We start from the raw sequence: 14,160 nt of genomic DNA, 5'->3' as shown, positions 1-14,160 counted from the left end.
TTTTCCCATTCCCGTTTTCGTGAGAGTTCCCCCCATGAGCAATGCACAGCGCAGTTTCCACGTCGCCATCGTCGGCGCCACCGGTGCGGTCGGCGAGACCATGCTGGCCATCCTGGCCGAACGTGATTTCCCGGTCGGCACCCTGAGCCTGCTCGCTTCGGAGCGTTCGGCCGGTGGCGAAGTCGAGTTCAATGGCCAGAAGGTCAAGATCCAGGACCTGGCGACGTTCGATCCGAGTGGTGTCCAGATCGCCCTGTTCTCGGCCGGTGGCAGCGTGTCCAAGGAATACGCGCCGAAGTTCGCCGCCGCCGGTGCGGTGGTGATCGACAATTCCTCGGCCTTCCGTTACGACGATGACGTGCCGCTGGTGGTGTCCGAGGTCAACCCGGACCAGATCGGCAACCGCCCGCGCGGCATCATCGCCAACCCCAACTGCTCGACCATGCAGATGCTGGTGGCGCTGGCGCCGCTGCACCGCAAGTACGGCATCGAGCGCATCAACGTCTCCACCTACCAGTCGGTGTCCGGCGGCGGCCGTTCGGCGCTGGAGGAACTGGGCAAGCAGACCGGCCAGCTGCTGAGCTTCCAGGAGATCGATCCGCAGCGCTTCCCGGTGCAGATCGCCTTCAACCTCATCCCGCATATCGACGACTTCCAGGACAACGGCTTCACCAAGGAAGAGATGAAGCTGGTGTGGGAAACCCGCAAGATCCTCGGCGACGACAGCATCCTGGTGAACCCGACCGCCGTGCGCGTGCCGGTGTTCTACGGCCATTCCGAGTCGGTGGCCATCGAGACCCGTGACAAGGTCACCGTGGCCGAGGCGCGCGCGCTGCTGGAGCAGTCGCCGGGCATCGAAGTGGTCGATCGCCACGAAGCCGGTGGTTACCCGACCCCGGTCACCCATGCCTCGGGCACCGACGCGGTGTATGTCGGCCGTATCCGTGAGGACCTGTCGCACCCGCGCGGGCTGAACCTGTGGATCGTGTCGGACAATGTGCGCAAGGGCGCGGCATTGAACGCCGTGCAGCTGGCCGAGCTGGTCGCCGCCGAAGCGCGCTGATCGCTGCGGTAGTGCCGGCCGCTGGCCGGCATTGCCGCGATGCGTGGACGTGCGTGTCTGCCGGCCAGCGGCCGGCACTACCGAAGGCTCGCCATCGGTGGGTGCGGACCCCGGTCCGCACGCTTTATAGTGTCGCCCATGAATAAACGGGCCAAGGGCGCGAAGCGTCCGCTCACCTATCTTTCCGCTGCGCTGCTGGCCCTGGCCAGCAGTTCGGCGCTCGCCCTCGGTCTGGGCGACATCCGTGTCCTGTCCAAGCCCGGCCAGCCATTGCTGGCCGAGATCCCGGTGGTCTCGGCCGACCCGTCCGAGCTGGAGAACCTGCGCGTGGCGCTGGCCTCGCCGGTCACCTTCGAACGTGTCGGCCTGCAGCGGCCCAGCGGGCTGGTCAGCGAGCTGCAGTTCGAGCTGACCCGCAATGCGCAGGGCAGGGCGGTGGTGCGGGTGACTTCGCAGGCGCCGGTCGAGACCCCGTCGTTGAGTTTCCTGATCGAGGCCGACTGGGGCCAGGGCCGGCTGGTGCGCGAGTATTCCGCGCTGGTTGACGCGCCGGCCAGTGCGCTGGCCGTTGCCGAACCGGAGATTGTGGCCCCGGCAGGGACCCTGTCCAACACCATCGCCCGTGAGCCAGCCCCCACGCCGGCTACCCAGACCGAACCGGCCCGTGCAGCGGCCGGCCCGGCGGCGCCGGCAGTGTCGCGCTCGGCACCGGCACCGGCATCGGCATCGATTGCGGCCGATGGCAGCCTCACCGTGCAGCGCGGCCAGACGCTGTCGCAGATCGCCGCCACGGTCGCGCGCGGCAGCCAGGTCAGCCGCGACCGCGCGATGATCGCCCTGCTGCGTGCCAACCCGGAGGCTTTCATCCGTGGCAACGTGAATCTGCTCAAGCAGGGCGCGGTGCTGCGCATGCCCGGTACCGATGCGGTGGCCGCGATCGATGCAGGCGAGGCCGCCGCGCTGGTGCGCGAGCACACCGCGCAGTGGCGCCAGGCACGTACCGTGCCGCAGCCCGCCGGCACTGTCGCACCGGTTGCCAAGGCAACCACAGCAGACGCTTCCTCCCCGGCTGCGGCCAACGGGGCACGACTTGAAATCGCCCCGGCGCTGGCCTCCGACGCCGCGCACGCGGGCACAACCACCGGCACCGGTGCCGGCAGCGAGGGTGACATGCTGGGCAACGAACAACTGCGCCAGGCCCGCGAGGACATCGCCACCCGCGATGCCGAGATTGGTGAGCTGAAGCAGCGTGTGGCCGATCTGGAAAAACTGAAGGAACAACAGCAATCGCTGATCGCGATGAAGGACAACGACCTGGCCGCCGCACAGCAGCGGCTGGCACAGGCGCCGGAGTCGCGTGACGCGGCCACCCCGTGGTACTGGCTGGGCCTGCCGGTGCTGCTGCTGGCGGCCGCCGCAGCCTGGCTGTTGCGCCGTCGCAAACCGTCGCCGCTGCCGCCGCTGCGCGAAGAAGACGATGCCGCCGGTCTGGCCGCAGCGGTACCGGCCGGTGCAGCGCTGGATACGCTGGCCGAGCAGTCCTCCTGGTCGTCGGCGGTGGCCGACGGAGGCCGCCACGAGCCGGCGATGCCGGCCTGGGCGACCGAGGCCGAGGTGCAGGACGAGGTGGGCGGCGAACCGGTCGCCGGCACCGCTGCCCCGGCCGAATGGCAGGCGCAGACGCTGCGCGATGACGAGGTGGTGGAACTGCCTGCGGCGGTGACCGATCTGCCACGCTGGGACGAGCCCGTGGCCGCGCAGGACGACGGGATGCCGGTTGCGTCCGTGCTGGATGAACCGGACGCGCCGGCGGCCCCCGTCGAGGTGGCGGTACCGGACTACGCGCTGCAGGCCGAACAGCAGCCGCAGTTCCGCGGCGTGTTCGACCTGCCGGCCGAGGCGCAGGACAACGCGCATTCCAGCGCGGCGCTGCATGACCTGCCGGCCGGGGGCGCGCACGAAGACGCCGCCGCACCGGGCAGTGATGCCGGCTGGCCGCCACGCGCCGGCCAGGAGCGGCTGGAGCTGGCCATCGCCTATCTCGACCTGGGCGATGCGCAGACCGCGCGCATGCTGCTGCAGGAAGTGGCCGAAGGCGGCGACCTGCACTGCCAGAACCAGGCCCGCGAACTGCTGGCCCGTCTGCCGTGACCGATTCCGCCAACAAGGACCCTGCCATGAGCCGCGAGCGCCGCATCGACTACGTTGAATTCGCCTCCCGCGATCCGGCGGCCAGCCGTGCCTTCTTCGAGAAGGTGTTTGGCTGGTCGTTCGTCGACTATGGCAGCGACTACACCGCCTTCGACGATGGCCGCCTGCAGGGCGGGTTCTTCCGCGGCCAGCCTGCGCAGGCCAGTGAAAGCGGCGCGCCGCTGCTGGTGCTGTACGCCGACCAGCTGCTGCCGGTGCAGGCCGCAGTGAGCGCCGCCGGCGGCGAGATCGTGCGCGCGGTGTTTTCCTTCCCGGGGGGCAGCCGCTTCCAGTTCGTCGAGCCAGGTGGCAACGAACTGGCGGTCTGGTCGGAACGCGATCCGGCCTGAGCGCCGTCCCATCTGCAACATCGAGGTAGCACATGCGTTACGCGCTCGGCGTCGAGTACGACGGCAGCGATTTCAGGGGGTGGCAGAACCTGGGAGAAGGTGGCCCCAGCGTGCAGGCCAGCCTTGAACAGGCCCTGTCTTCGGTGGCCGATGCGCCGGTGCAGGTGGTCTGCGCCGGTCGCACCGATGCCGGTGTGCACGGCCAATGCCAGGTCGTGCATTTCGATACCGGGGTGGTGCGTGATCCACGTGCCTGGATGCTGGGCACCACCACCCGCCTGCCGCGTTCGATCGCGGTGCGCTGGTGCGTGCCGGTGGCCGACGATTTCCACGCCCGCTTCTCGGCGCGTGCGCGGCGCTACCGCTACCGCCTGCTCAACCGCGAGGTGCGGCCGGCGCTGGAACGGCAGACCCTGAGCTGGGAGCGCCGGGCGCTGGACGAAACCCTGATGCACGCCGCCGGGCAGGCCCTGCTCGGTGAGAACGACTTCAGCGCGTTCCGCTCCGTGCAGTGCCAGGCGCTGCACGCGCGCCGCGAGCTGCAGTCGCTGCAGGTCAGCCGCCACGGCGAGGTGATCGAGGTGGCCGTGCAGGGCAATGCATTCCTTCATCACATGGTCCGCAATATCGTCGGTTCGTTGATCCTGGTGGGCAGCGGCGAGAAACCGGTGGACTGGATTGCCGAACTGCTGGCCGGGCGCGACCGTACCGTAGCCGGTCCCACCGCACCGCCACAGGGCCTGGTGTTCCTTGGGCCTCTGTACCCCGACAACTGGCATCTGCCCGCCGAGGTCACGCTATGAGCCGCTCCTACTACCGTACGCGCATCAAGTTCTGTGGCATGACCCGTGCCGGCGACGTCCGCCTGGCCGGTGAGCTGGGCGTGGACGCGGTGGGTTTCATCTTCGCCCGTGAAAGCAGCCGCCGGGTCGCCCCGGCCGAGGCGCGCGCGATGCGCCAGGCGATCGCGCCGATGGTCGATGTGGTGGCCCTGTTCCGCAACAACAGCAAGGAAGAGGTGCGCGAGGTACTGCGCACGGTGCGGCCGACCCTGCTGCAGTTCCATGGCGAGGAAGACGAGAGCTTCTGCCGCAGCTTCAACATGCCCTACCTGAAGGCCATTGCCATGGGCGGGCGCGAGGAGGTCAACGCGCGCACCCTGCAGCTGCGCTATCCCAGCGCGGCCGGTTTCCTGTTCGACAGCCATGCCCCGGGCGGCGGTGGCGGGACTGGCGTGGCCTTCGACTGGGGTCGCATCCCGACCGGGCTGCACCGGCCGTTCCTGCTGGCCGGCGGGTTGAACCCCGACAACGTCTACGATGCCGTGCTGGCCACGCTGCCGTGGGGCGTGGACGTCTCCAGCGGCATCGAGCTGGAGCCGGGCATCAAGGATGGCTACAAGATGCGCACCTTCGTCGAGGAAGTGCGCCGCGCGGACTGCACGGTTCTGGAGTGATTGGCGCAGCGTTGGGTGGCAATCGGTACGGTTTAGTCACCGCGCGCGCGGATTGCCGCGTCGTTGCGCGGGTAGAGTCGAGCTTGCTCGACTGAAGCGAAGGCAGTCGAGCAAGCTCGACGCTACGATCTGGAGCAGTCGAGCAAGCTTGACGCTACAGCTGCTGCACCAGCCAATCGGCCAGGGCATCGACCCGCGCATCCGAGGGGCCATCGGGCCGGGCCAGCACCCAGAAGCCACCGGTAGCGGTGAAGCCCCATGGGGCCACCAGCCGGCCCGCCGCCAGGTCCTGGGCCACCAGTGGCTCGGGCGCAATGGCCGGGCCCAGCCCGGCCACCGCCGCTTCCAGCAGGTAGTAGAGGTGATCGAAGGCGGTGCCCAGCTGCAGCTTCGACGCATCCAGATCATGCGCCTGCGCCCATGCCGGCCACGCCTGCGGCCGTGAGCGGGTGTGCAGCAGCGTCTCCTGCAGCAGTACCGAGGGCGGCCCGTTGCGCAGGCGATGCGCGGCCGAATGGGAGGGCGCGACCACCACGCCCACCCGCTCTGGTGCCAGCTCACGCACCTGCCAACCGCGCGGCCACGGCCCCTGTGCCAACAGCAGCACCGCATCCAGCGCCGCCTGCGCCTCGGTGAAGCTGCCGTCCAGCGCCGACCATTGCAGGCGCACGCCGGGCAGGGCCGCCTGCAGCGCAGGCAGGCGCGGGATCATCCAGCGTGCCAGCACGCTGCCACTGCACCCCAACACCAGCGCCGGCGACGCTGCAGGCCGCCGCAGTTCACCCACGCAGTCTTCGATGCGACCGAACGCCTCAGCGCACGCGGTGTGCAGTTGGGTGCCTGCGGCTGTCAGGCGCAGGCCACGGCCGGCGCGCTGGAACAGCGCCAGGCCCAGGTGGTCCTCCAGCAGCTTCAGCTGCCGGCTGACCGCACCGTGGGTGACGTGAAGGTCCTGCGCGGCACGGCCGACACCGCCCAGGCGGGCAGTGGCCTCGAACGCCCGCAGCGCGTTGAGCGGTGGAAGCGATGAGCTGCTCATGTGAGATTTCCTGACGGGATACGCCAGATAATATCCATTTTCCGGTCACGACCCGTGCGCTAGAGTATCCACCTGTCTCGAACCAGCGGTCGCTTCCATGTCAGCTTCCCCCATTGCCGACTTCCATGCCTTCCCGGATGCCCAGGGTCACTTCGGCCGCTACGGCGGCAGCTTTGTCGCCGAAACCCTGGTCGGCCCGCTGCAGGAACTGGCCCAGGCCTATGACCAGGCCCGCCAGGACCCCGCCTTCCAGCAGGCCTACGACCGCGACCTGGCCCACTACGTGGGCCGGCCGAGCCCGATCTACCACGCCCAGCGCCTGAGCGACCATGTCGGCGGCGCGCAGATCCTGCTCAAGCGCGAAGACCTGAACCACACCGGCGCGCACAAGATCAACAACACCATCGGCCAGGCGCTGCTGGCGGCGCGGATGGGCAAGAAGCGCATCATCGCCGAGACCGGCGCCGGCCAGCATGGCGTGGCCAGTGCCACGGTGGCCGCACGGCTGGGCCTGGAGTGCGTGGTGTACATGGGCGCCACCGATATCGAGCGGCAGAAGATCAACGTCTATCGCATGAAGCTGCTCGGTGCGACGGTGGTGCCGGTTACCTCCGGTTCGGCCACCCTGAAGGACGCGCTCAACGAAGCGATGCGCGACTGGGTGACCAACGTGCAGGACACCTTCTACATCATCGGCACCGTGGCCGGCCCGGACCCGTACCCGCGCATGGTGCGCGACTTCAACGCCATCGTCGGCCGCGAAGCGCGCGAGCAGATGCTGGCCGAGTATGGCCGTCTGCCCGATGCGATCACCGCCTGCGTCGGCGGCGGCAGCAATGCCATCGGCCTGTTCCATGCCTTCCTCAACGACCGCCAGGTCGAGATCGTGGGCGCCGAGGCAGCCGGCGACGGCATCCACACCGGTCGCCACGCCGCGTCGATCGCCGCCGGCCGTCCTGGCGTGCTGCACGGCAACCGCACCTACGTGCTGTGCGATGACGATGGCCAGATCATCGAGACCCACTCGGTCTCGGCGGGCCTGGATTACCCCGGCGTCGGCCCCGAACACGCTTTCCTGGCCGATACCGGCCGTGCGCGCTACCTCGGCATCACCGATGAGGAAGCATTGCAGGCCTTCCACCTGCTGGCGCACACCGAAGGCATCCTGCCGGCACTGGAATCGAGCCATGCACTGGCGCAGGCGATCAAGCTGGCGCGTGAGCGTCCGCGCGACCAGATCGTGCTGTGCAACCTGTCCGGCCGTGGCGACAAGGACGTGCACACCATCGCCGCGCGCGAAGGCCTGGTGCTGTGAATCCGATGCTGCGCCACGGCGGCGCGCTGGTGCTGGTGGTGGGGTTGGGGGGCTGCACACCGCCCGATCCGCCGGTGCTGGCACCTGCGCCAGCCGCACCGGCGGCGATTGCGCCGGCGCAGCGCCCGGCCAGCAACGACGACATGGCGCATCGCCCGATCGATGACGCGCCTGCGTCGGAGGTCACCCCGCAGGTCGATGAGGACAGCGCACCGGCGGTGGTCTCGGTGGCCCTGGACCATGCCGGTGAGGTGCTGATCGGCCAGCGGTTCAGCGAAGTCGAAGCGGAGGGCGCCTGGCATTCGGCCGGGCTGCACGAGGCCACGCAGGGGCGCTGCGAATATTACGAGCGCGGCACGCTGCCGGAAGGCGTGGCGATGATGGTGCAGGACGGCGACGTGGTTCGTTTCGACCTGGCTCCGATCGATGATTCCGGGCAGGTGGTGGTGCAGCCGGGTCCGTTCGGCCTGCGCCTGGACATGCCCCGCGCGCAGGCACTGCAGCTGCTGCCGTCCGGTGTGACCGCCCAGCCTTATGGCGACGACCCGGAAGCCGGAGAGAGCCTGCTCTGGCAGGACCCCGGTTCGGACCTGGCGATCCGCGTGGAGATCGTCGATGGCGTTGTATCGAGAATGTACTGGGGCGCCAGCGGCGCCGTTGACCTGATTGAAGGATGTACCTGACATGTCCGTTGAGCGTATCGATGCCTGTTTCGCCCGCCTGCGTGCCGCTGGCCGCAAGGCGCTGATTCCCTTTGTCACCGCCGGTGATCCCTCGCTGGAAGCGACTGTGCCGGTCATGCATGCACTGGTCGAGGCCGGTGCCGATGTGATCGAACTGGGGGTGCCGTTCTCCGACCCGATGGCCGATGGCCCGACCATCCAGCGCAGCTCCGAACGCGCGCTGGCACGCGGTGCAGGCAGTCGTTATGTGTTGCAGGCGGTGGCGCAGTTCCGCGAGCGCGACACACAGACCCCGGTGGTGCTGATGGGCTACCTGAACCCGGTGGAGATCCATGGCTATGCCGCATTCGCCCAGGCCGCGGTGGCAGCGGGCGTGGACGGCGTGCTGCTGGTCGACCTGCCGCCGGAAGAAGCCGGCGAAGCGCAGCAGGCGTTCGATGCCGCCGGCCTGGCGCTGGTGCTGCTGGCCTCGCCGACCACCAGCGAAGCGCGCGCCGACAAGCTGCTGGCGCTGGCCCGTGGTTACCTCTATTACGTGAGCTTTGCCGGTGTGACCGGCGCGTCGGAGCGGTTGGACAGCGATGCGGCCGGTGCACGCCTGCAGGCCCTGCGCCAGCGCGCTTCGGTGCCGGTGGTGGCCGGCTTCGGCATCAAGGATGCCGCCAGCGCCGCGGCGATGGCGCGGCAGGCGGACGGTGTGGTGGTCGGCAGTGCCCTGGTCGCGGCGCTGGCCGAAGCCGGTTCAGCCGAAGACGCGGCGCAGCGCGCACGGGCCTTCCTGGCCCCGCTGCGGCAGGCGCTGGACACCTGACGGTCGTGCCGGCCGCTGGCCGGCATACGCCTGGCCCGCCCACGCGCTACGGGTTGCCGGCCAGCGGCCGGCACGACCGGCGGGGCCCTGGATGCCTGAGGGTCGTGCCCCGCACGGCGTTGCCGCGCTAAACGTACGTCCCAGCATGGTTTTTTCCGCCAGCCCGAAGCCCGGCAAGGGGTGCACGGGCGGGGGAAGCGGAGCTAGACTGTCCGCCTTTGCGGCCCCCGGGCCGCCCTGAACGGAAGTGTCCTCCCGCATGAGTTGGCTCAGCAAGTTGATGCCGTCCGGCATCCGCACCGACAACACCCCCAGCAAGAAGCGCAGCGTCCCCGAGGGCCTGTGGGAAAAGTGCAGCAACTGCGGCAGTGCGCTGTACCGGCCGGAACTGGAAGAGAACCTGGAGGTCTGCCCGAAGTGCGGCCACCACATGGCGATCCGCGCGCGTGCGCGGCTGGCGGCGTTGTTCGACGCCGACAGCACCACCGAGATCGGTGCGCGCCTGGGGCCGACCGACCTGCTCAAGTTCAAGGACCAGAAGAAGTACAGCGAGCGCATCAAGATCGCGCAGAAGAACACCGGCGAGTACGACGCACTGATCGCCATGCGCGGCCTGCTCAAGGGCCGTGCGCTGGTGGCGTCGTCGTTCGATTTCGCCTTCATGGGTGGCTCGATGGGGTCGGTGGTCGGTGAGCGCTTCGCGCTGGCCGCGGAAACCGCTGTCGAGATCGGCGCACCCTACGTCTGCTTCTCGCAGAGCGGTGGTGCGCGCATGCAGGAAGGCCTGTTCTCGCTGATGCAGATGGCCAAGACCTCGGCTGCGCTGGGCAAGCTGCGTGAAGCCGGGCTGCCGTACATCTCGGTGCTGACCCACCCGACCACCGGTGGCGTGTCGGCCTCGTTCGCGATGCTGGGCGACATCAACATCGCCGAGCCGCAGGCGCTGATCGGCTTCGCCGGCCCGCGCGTGATCGAGCAGACGGTGCGCGAGAAGCTGCCGGAAGGGTTCCAGCGCTCGGAGTTCCTGCTCGAGCACGGTGCCATCGACCAGATCTGCGACCGTCGTGAACTGCGCGACCGGCTGTCCGATCTGCTGGCCATGCTCGGCCGTCAGCCGGCGCCGGAGGTGGCTTGATGGGAGGCCGCAAGTACTTCGGTACTGATGGCATCCGTGGGCGGGTCGGGCAGGGGGTGATCTCGGCCGACTTCGTGCTGCGCCTGGGCAATGCGCTCGGCCGCGTTCTGGTCGCCCAGCGCGGCCAGGACGGGCGCCGGCCGATTGTGATCATCGGCAAGGACACCCGCATCTCCGGTTACATGTTCGAAGCGGCGCTGGAAGCCGGTCTGGTCGCTGCGGGCGTTGATGTGCAGCTGCTGGGCCCGATGCCGACCCCGGCGGTGGCGTTCCTGACCCGCACGCTGGGGGTGGATGCCGGCATCGTCATCAGCGCCTCGCACAACCCGCACTACGACAACGGCATCAAGTTCTTCTCCGCCCAGGGCGAAAAGCTGGACGATGCCACCGAGCTGGCGCTGGAGGCGGCGCTGGACATCGCCTTCACCACCGCCGAATCGGAGAAGCTGGGCAAGGCCTCGCGTGCCCGTGAGGCGGTGGGCCGCTACATCGAGTTCTGCAAGGCCAGTGTGCCGCGTACGTTCGACCTGCGCGGCGTGCGTCTGGTGCTCGACTGTGCGCATGGCGCCACCTACCAGATCGCGCCGCTGCTGTTCCGCGAACTGGGCGCCGAAGTGATCGGCATCGGTGCCGAGCCCAACGGCGTCAACATCAATGCAGGTGTGGGATCCACCCACATCGACAACCTGGCGGCCAAGGTGCGCGAGACCCGCGCCGATCTTGGCATCGCCTTCGACGGCGACGGCGATCGGGTGTTGATGGCCGACGACCAGGGCAACCCGGTCGATGGCGATGATCTGCTGTACATCCTGGCGCGTGCGTGGAAAGCCGAAGGGCGCCTGCATGGACCGGTGGTGGGCACGCTGATGAGCAACTACGGCGTGGAAAAGGCCTTCGCCGACCTGCAGATTCCCTTCCTGCGCAGCAACGTCGGTGACCGTCATGTGCACCAGGCGCTGGTGGAAGGCGGTGGCGTGCTCGGCGGCGAAGCCTCCGGCCACCTGCTGTGCCTGGACCGGGCCACCACCGGCGACGGCATCATCAGTGCCCTGCAGGTGCTGGTGGCGCTGCGCAACAGCGGGCAGACCCTGCGGCAGGCCCTGAAGGGGCTGCTGCGGGTGCCACAGAAGACGGTCAACGTGCGCCTGGGCAATGTATCGGCCAAGGCCACCGTGCAGGCCGAACGCGTGCAGTCGGCACTGGCCGACGCGCAGCAGGCAGTGGCCGGTCGCGGCCGTGCGTTCCTGCGCCCGTCCGGCACCGAGCCGGTGGTGCGGGTCACGGTCGAGGCCGACGATGCAACGCTGATGCAGGACACGCTGGATCGCTTGTCGGCCGCCGTGCGCGACGCTGCCGGCTGAGACGGCCGATCCGGTCGGCACAGCGCAGAGGAAACCCCGACATGGCCGCGACAGCGGCCATGTCGCTTTCCGGTGCCGTTGGCTGAACCCACCGCGACCGGCAATCGCGTTCAGCGCAGCGTATGCGCTTTCTGACGTGGCGTGAACGAAGTGCGGCGTATTCCGGGCATCAGGATTCCTGCTTCTGCCCGATGCCTGCGCAGAAGAGGACCTGGTCGGAGCGGATCACGCTCCATTGTTCTTCCTTCGCTGCAAGGACCACGACCATGAACACCTCACTGCGCTACAGCCGCTGCCTGCTGGCAGGTGCGCTGCTGGTGCTGCCGTTGCTGGCTGGCGTTTCTGTTGCCAGCGCGCAACGCCGCCCTGAAGGCGGACCGCACATGTCCGCGCCGCGCGAAGAGCCGATGCGCGCACCGTGGGGCTACCCGCGGATGGAGCGCCCGCGTGAACTGGGCGCTGCCCGGCCGGCGTACCGCGAGGACTACCGGCACAACTTCCGCGCCGACCACGCCTTCCGCATCGGTCCCTACCATCCGCCGGTCGGCTACGCCTATCAGCGCTGGCACTATGGCCAGATCCTGCCGCGCCCGTACTGGGAGGGCGACTACATCCTCAACGACTTCTGGCTGTTCGGCCTGGACGTGCCGCCGGTGGGGCTTGAATGGGTGCGCTATGGGCCGGACGCGCTGCTGATCAACACCCGCAACGGCGAGATCGTGCAGGTCGTGTACGGGCGCTTCTTCTGAAGCCGTTGTTACGGCCCCGGCACCATCTTCTTCTGGCGCGCCTTGAAGCCATTGAACAGCGGTGCGAGCAGCGGGTTGTAGCTCTGCGCGATGCGCTTGCGCAACCAGCTGGCCGGCCGGTTGCGGATCGCAAAGCGGTAGATCCGCTCCGGATCACCGCCGACCACGTTGCGTCCAAACGGATGGGTGGTGTGCAGGTAGCGGAAGCCGTGCTCGCGCGCGACCTCGATGTGGTCCTGGTCGAAATCACCATAGGGCCAGCACAGCGTGTCCGATACCTCGCCGAGCTTGTCGCGCAGCACCTCGCGCGAGATCGCCAGGTCGTGGCTGAGGCCCGCGCGGCGCTGCGCGCGGTCCAGGTCGTCGCGGCGCAGCCAGCGGGTATGGGTGTGGGTGTGGCAATGCACTTCGAAGGTGCCGGCGGCGATCGCCGCGCGCGCCTCGCTCCACCGCATCATCACCTCATCGCTGCGCTTGTGCTCGTAGATGGCCGCTTCGCAGCCGCGATGGTCCGGCGTGGCCGGCAGTGCCGCGCCGGCGATGCCGGCGTGCGGGCGCTCGGGGCCTTCGCCCATCCAGCCGGTGACCACGAACACCACCGCGTGCATGCCGTACTTCTGCAGGATCGGATGCGCATACACCCAGTTGTCCAGATAGCCATCGTCGAAGGTGATCACGATCGATCTGCGCGGCACCGGCCTGCCCGCAAGAAAACCGGCGTACTGGTCCAGGGTCAGCGACGTCCAGCCATTGCGGGCCAGCCACGCGATCTGGCTCTCGAAGTTCTCCGGTGACACGGTGATCATGCCCGGCGAGGGGCTGACGTGATGGTGCATCAGCACCGGTACGGTTCGCGCATCAGCCATGTCCCAGCTCCTTCAGCCACTGGTGGTAATAGTACTCGGTGGTCTCGCCGTGGCCGGCGGGAGTGAAGCGGTGGGCGCTGCGCATCCATTCCCAGCCGGCGCGGCCCATCTGCCGGCGCCGTTCCGGATCATCCACGAGCAGGCGCAACGCACCGGTGAGGGCGGCGCCGTCACCCAGCCGGGTGAGGATCGCATTGCTGCCATCGACCACCATTTCCGGAACACCACCGACCCGCGTCGCCACGATCGGCACGCCGACATAGGCCGCTTCCAGGAACACGGTTCCGGCGGCCTCCTTGTGCGAGGCCAGAGCGAAGATGTCGAAGCCGGCCATCAACCGGCAGGCCCCGTCGCGGTAGCCCAGCAGGTGGACCTGCTGCTGCAGCCCGTGCTCGTCGCGCAGCGCCTGCAGCCGTTCCATCACGGTCTGGCCATCGCCGATCACCACCAGATGCAGGTTGGGGTGGGTCCGGCACAGCGGCACCATCGCCTGCAGCAGATCGACATGGCCCTTGGGCTCACGCAGCACCGCCACGCAGCCCACCACGATGTCCTGCGCACCGAAGCCGAGCTCGGCACGCACTTCGGCGCGCACGTCCTGCAGGCATTGCCAGGGATCATCCTTGCGGATATCGCTCCAGCGCGGCGGTACCGCGATCGGCGGCACGATGCCGATGCGTTCGGTGGGGATGCCGCGGTCGGCCAGCAGCTGCTTGACGAAGCTGCTCACGGTCAGCACCCGGTGTGGCAGGCCGGTATAGGTGAGCAGCGAATTGACCGGGCTCATCAGGTGGCGCGAGCGCACCACCAACGGCGTGCCGCCCAGCCGTGCGCCGGCAGCGGCGATCAGCGCATCGCGGCGGCTGGTGGTATTGACCACGTCATAGCGCTCGCGCCGGACCAGCCGCGACACCGACCAGATGCCCCTCAGCAGGCGCCCCAGGCCGCCCATGCGCAGGGTGTGCACGGTGAAGCCATCGTCGCGCGCCAGCGCGGCCAGGCGGGCATCGGGCTGGCACAGCAGCGACACCTGGTGGCCGCGCGCGCGCATCACCTGCATGTGGCGGAAAATATAGATCTCCTGCCCGCCCATTCCCTTGGCGGCTTCGGTGTGCAGGATGCGCAGCGGACGGTTCATGCGG

General features: G+C 68.8%; 14 protein-coding genes. 11 read left to right on the top strand and 3 right to left on the bottom strand.

The genetic code is table 11. The features are described 5' to 3' along the window. Positions 1–34: 34 nt before the first annotated feature. From C9412_RS07685 to C9412_RS07665, 5 genes are all read left to right on the top strand, one after another. On the top strand, positions 35–1,063 hold the full coding sequence (locus tag C9412_RS07685) for an aspartate-semialdehyde dehydrogenase (RefSeq protein ID WP_107231082.1): 1,029 nt from the start codon (positions 35–37) through the stop codon (positions 1,061–1,063). A gap of 138 nt (positions 1,064–1,201) precedes the next feature. Further along, the gene (locus tag C9412_RS07680; protein ID WP_107231081.1) at positions 1,202–3,214 is read left to right on the top strand and encodes a FimV/HubP family polar landmark protein; all 2,013 of its coding nucleotides are present in this window, start codon (positions 1,202–1,204) and stop codon (positions 3,212–3,214) included. A 26-nt stretch (positions 3,215–3,240) separates the two neighbouring features. Then, positions 3,241–3,603 carry a VOC family protein gene (locus C9412_RS07675; RefSeq protein WP_107231080.1) on the top strand — a complete coding sequence of 121 codons (363 nt, stop codon included), beginning with the start codon at positions 3,241–3,243 and terminating at the stop codon, positions 3,601–3,603. Between the two features lie 32 nt (positions 3,604–3,635). Continuing rightward, positions 3,636–4,406, top strand: coding sequence for a tRNA pseudouridine(38-40) synthase TruA (truA, locus tag C9412_RS07670; RefSeq protein WP_107231079.1), 771 nt, complete (start codon positions 3,636–3,638; stop codon positions 4,404–4,406). After that, positions 4,403–5,059 carry a phosphoribosylanthranilate isomerase gene (locus C9412_RS07665; RefSeq protein ID WP_006458876.1) on the top strand — a complete coding sequence of 219 codons (657 nt, stop codon included), beginning with the start codon at positions 4,403–4,405 and terminating at the stop codon, positions 5,057–5,059. Before truA ends, C9412_RS07665 begins: the two co-directional genes overlap by 4 nt. 154 nt (positions 5,060–5,213) lie before the next feature. Here the strand turns inward: C9412_RS07665 and C9412_RS07660 are convergent, their stop codons facing one another. Beyond that, on the bottom strand, positions 5,214–6,098 hold the full coding sequence (locus C9412_RS07660) for a LysR family transcriptional regulator (protein WP_107231078.1): 885 nt from the start codon (positions 6,096–6,098) through the stop codon (positions 5,214–5,216). A 97-nt stretch (positions 6,099–6,195) separates the two neighbouring features. Between C9412_RS07660 and trpB the strand changes: the two genes are divergently transcribed. The 6 genes from trpB to C9412_RS07630 all read left to right on the top strand — a co-directional run bounded on the left by trpB (position 6,196) and on the right by C9412_RS07630 (position 12,152). Then, positions 6,196–7,413 carry a tryptophan synthase subunit beta gene (gene trpB / locus C9412_RS07655; RefSeq protein ID WP_107231077.1) on the top strand — a complete coding sequence of 406 codons (1,218 nt, stop codon included), beginning with the start codon at positions 6,196–6,198 and terminating at the stop codon, positions 7,411–7,413. Further along, complete coding sequence (locus C9412_RS07650) at positions 7,410–8,096, top strand: hypothetical protein (RefSeq protein WP_107231076.1); 687 nt, start codon at positions 7,410–7,412, stop codon at positions 8,094–8,096. Before trpB ends, C9412_RS07650 begins: the two co-directional genes overlap by 4 nt. Before the next feature lies 1 nt (position 8,097). Continuing rightward, positions 8,098–8,907, top strand: coding sequence for a tryptophan synthase subunit alpha (gene trpA, locus C9412_RS07645; protein WP_107231075.1), 810 nt, complete (start codon positions 8,098–8,100; stop codon positions 8,905–8,907). A gap of 259 nt (positions 8,908–9,166) precedes the next feature. Beyond that, on the top strand, positions 9,167–10,042 hold the full coding sequence (gene accD / locus C9412_RS07640; RefSeq protein ID WP_005417947.1) for an acetyl-CoA carboxylase, carboxyltransferase subunit beta: 876 nt from the start codon (positions 9,167–9,169) through the stop codon (positions 10,040–10,042). Further along, positions 10,042–11,403 carry a phosphoglucosamine mutase gene (gene glmM, locus C9412_RS07635; RefSeq protein WP_107231074.1) on the top strand — a complete coding sequence of 454 codons (1,362 nt, stop codon included), beginning with the start codon at positions 10,042–10,044 and terminating at the stop codon, positions 11,401–11,403. The genes accD and glmM overlap by 1 nt, the downstream gene beginning before the upstream one ends. 266 nt (positions 11,404–11,669) lie before the next feature. Further along, on the top strand, positions 11,670–12,152 hold the full coding sequence (locus tag C9412_RS07630) for an RcnB family protein (protein ID WP_107231073.1): 483 nt from the start codon (positions 11,670–11,672) through the stop codon (positions 12,150–12,152). A gap of 8 nt (positions 12,153–12,160) precedes the next feature. Here C9412_RS07630 and C9412_RS07625 read toward each other — a convergent pair whose 3' ends face one another. Together C9412_RS07625 and C9412_RS07620 are read right to left on the bottom strand one after the other, a co-directional pair. Then, positions 12,161–13,018 carry a polysaccharide deacetylase family protein gene (locus C9412_RS07625; protein ID WP_107231072.1) on the bottom strand — a complete coding sequence of 286 codons (858 nt, stop codon included), beginning with the start codon at positions 13,016–13,018 and terminating at the stop codon, positions 12,161–12,163. Then, entirely contained in the window at positions 13,011–14,156 is a 1,146-nt protein-coding gene (locus C9412_RS07620; RefSeq protein ID WP_107231071.1) for a glycosyltransferase family 4 protein, read from the bottom strand. Before C9412_RS07620 ends, C9412_RS07625 begins: the two co-directional genes overlap by 8 nt. Positions 14,157–14,160 lie beyond the last annotated feature (4 nt).

The organism is Stenotrophomonas sp. Nf1 (genome assembly GCF_003028475.1).
Classification (GTDB): Bacteria; Pseudomonadota; Gammaproteobacteria; order Xanthomonadales; family Xanthomonadaceae; genus Stenotrophomonas.
Note: the sequence above shows the minus strand (reverse complement) of the source record. Positions and strands in the feature narration are given on the sequence as shown.

Bases quoted from the DNA above. Each gene is read 5' to 3' on its own strand.
- C9412_RS07660 (WP_107231078.1), bottom strand. From the start codon at position 6,098: ATGAGCAGCTCATCGCTTCCACCGCTCAACGCGCTGCGGGCGTTCGAG.
- trpB (WP_107231077.1), top strand. From the start codon at position 6,196: ATGTCAGCTTCCCCCATTGCCGACTTCCATGCCTTCCCGGATGCCCAG.
- glmM (WP_107231074.1), top strand. From the start codon at position 10,042: ATGGGAGGCCGCAAGTACTTCGGTACTGATGGCATCCGTGGGCGGGTC.
- C9412_RS07630 (WP_107231073.1), top strand. From the start codon at position 11,670: ATGAACACCTCACTGCGCTACAGCCGCTGCCTGCTGGCAGGTGCGCTG.
- C9412_RS07680 (WP_107231081.1), top strand. From the start codon at position 1,202: ATGAATAAACGGGCCAAGGGCGCGAAGCGTCCGCTCACCTATCTTTCC.
- C9412_RS07665 (WP_006458876.1), top strand. From the start codon at position 4,403: ATGAGCCGCTCCTACTACCGTACGCGCATCAAGTTCTGTGGCATGACC.
- C9412_RS07620 (WP_107231071.1), bottom strand. From the start codon at position 14,156: ATGAACCGTCCGCTGCGCATCCTGCACACCGAAGCCGCCAAGGGAATG.
- C9412_RS07675 (WP_107231080.1), top strand. From the start codon at position 3,241: ATGAGCCGCGAGCGCCGCATCGACTACGTTGAATTCGCCTCCCGCGAT.
- trpA (WP_107231075.1), top strand. From the start codon at position 8,098: ATGTCCGTTGAGCGTATCGATGCCTGTTTCGCCCGCCTGCGTGCCGCT.
- C9412_RS07625 (WP_107231072.1), bottom strand. From the start codon at position 13,018: ATGGCTGATGCGCGAACCGTACCGGTGCTGATGCACCATCACGTCAGC.
- truA (WP_107231079.1), top strand. From the start codon at position 3,636: ATGCGTTACGCGCTCGGCGTCGAGTACGACGGCAGCGATTTCAGGGGG.
- C9412_RS07685 (WP_107231082.1), top strand. From the start codon at position 35: ATGAGCAATGCACAGCGCAGTTTCCACGTCGCCATCGTCGGCGCCACC.
- accD (WP_005417947.1), top strand. From the start codon at position 9,167: ATGAGTTGGCTCAGCAAGTTGATGCCGTCCGGCATCCGCACCGACAAC.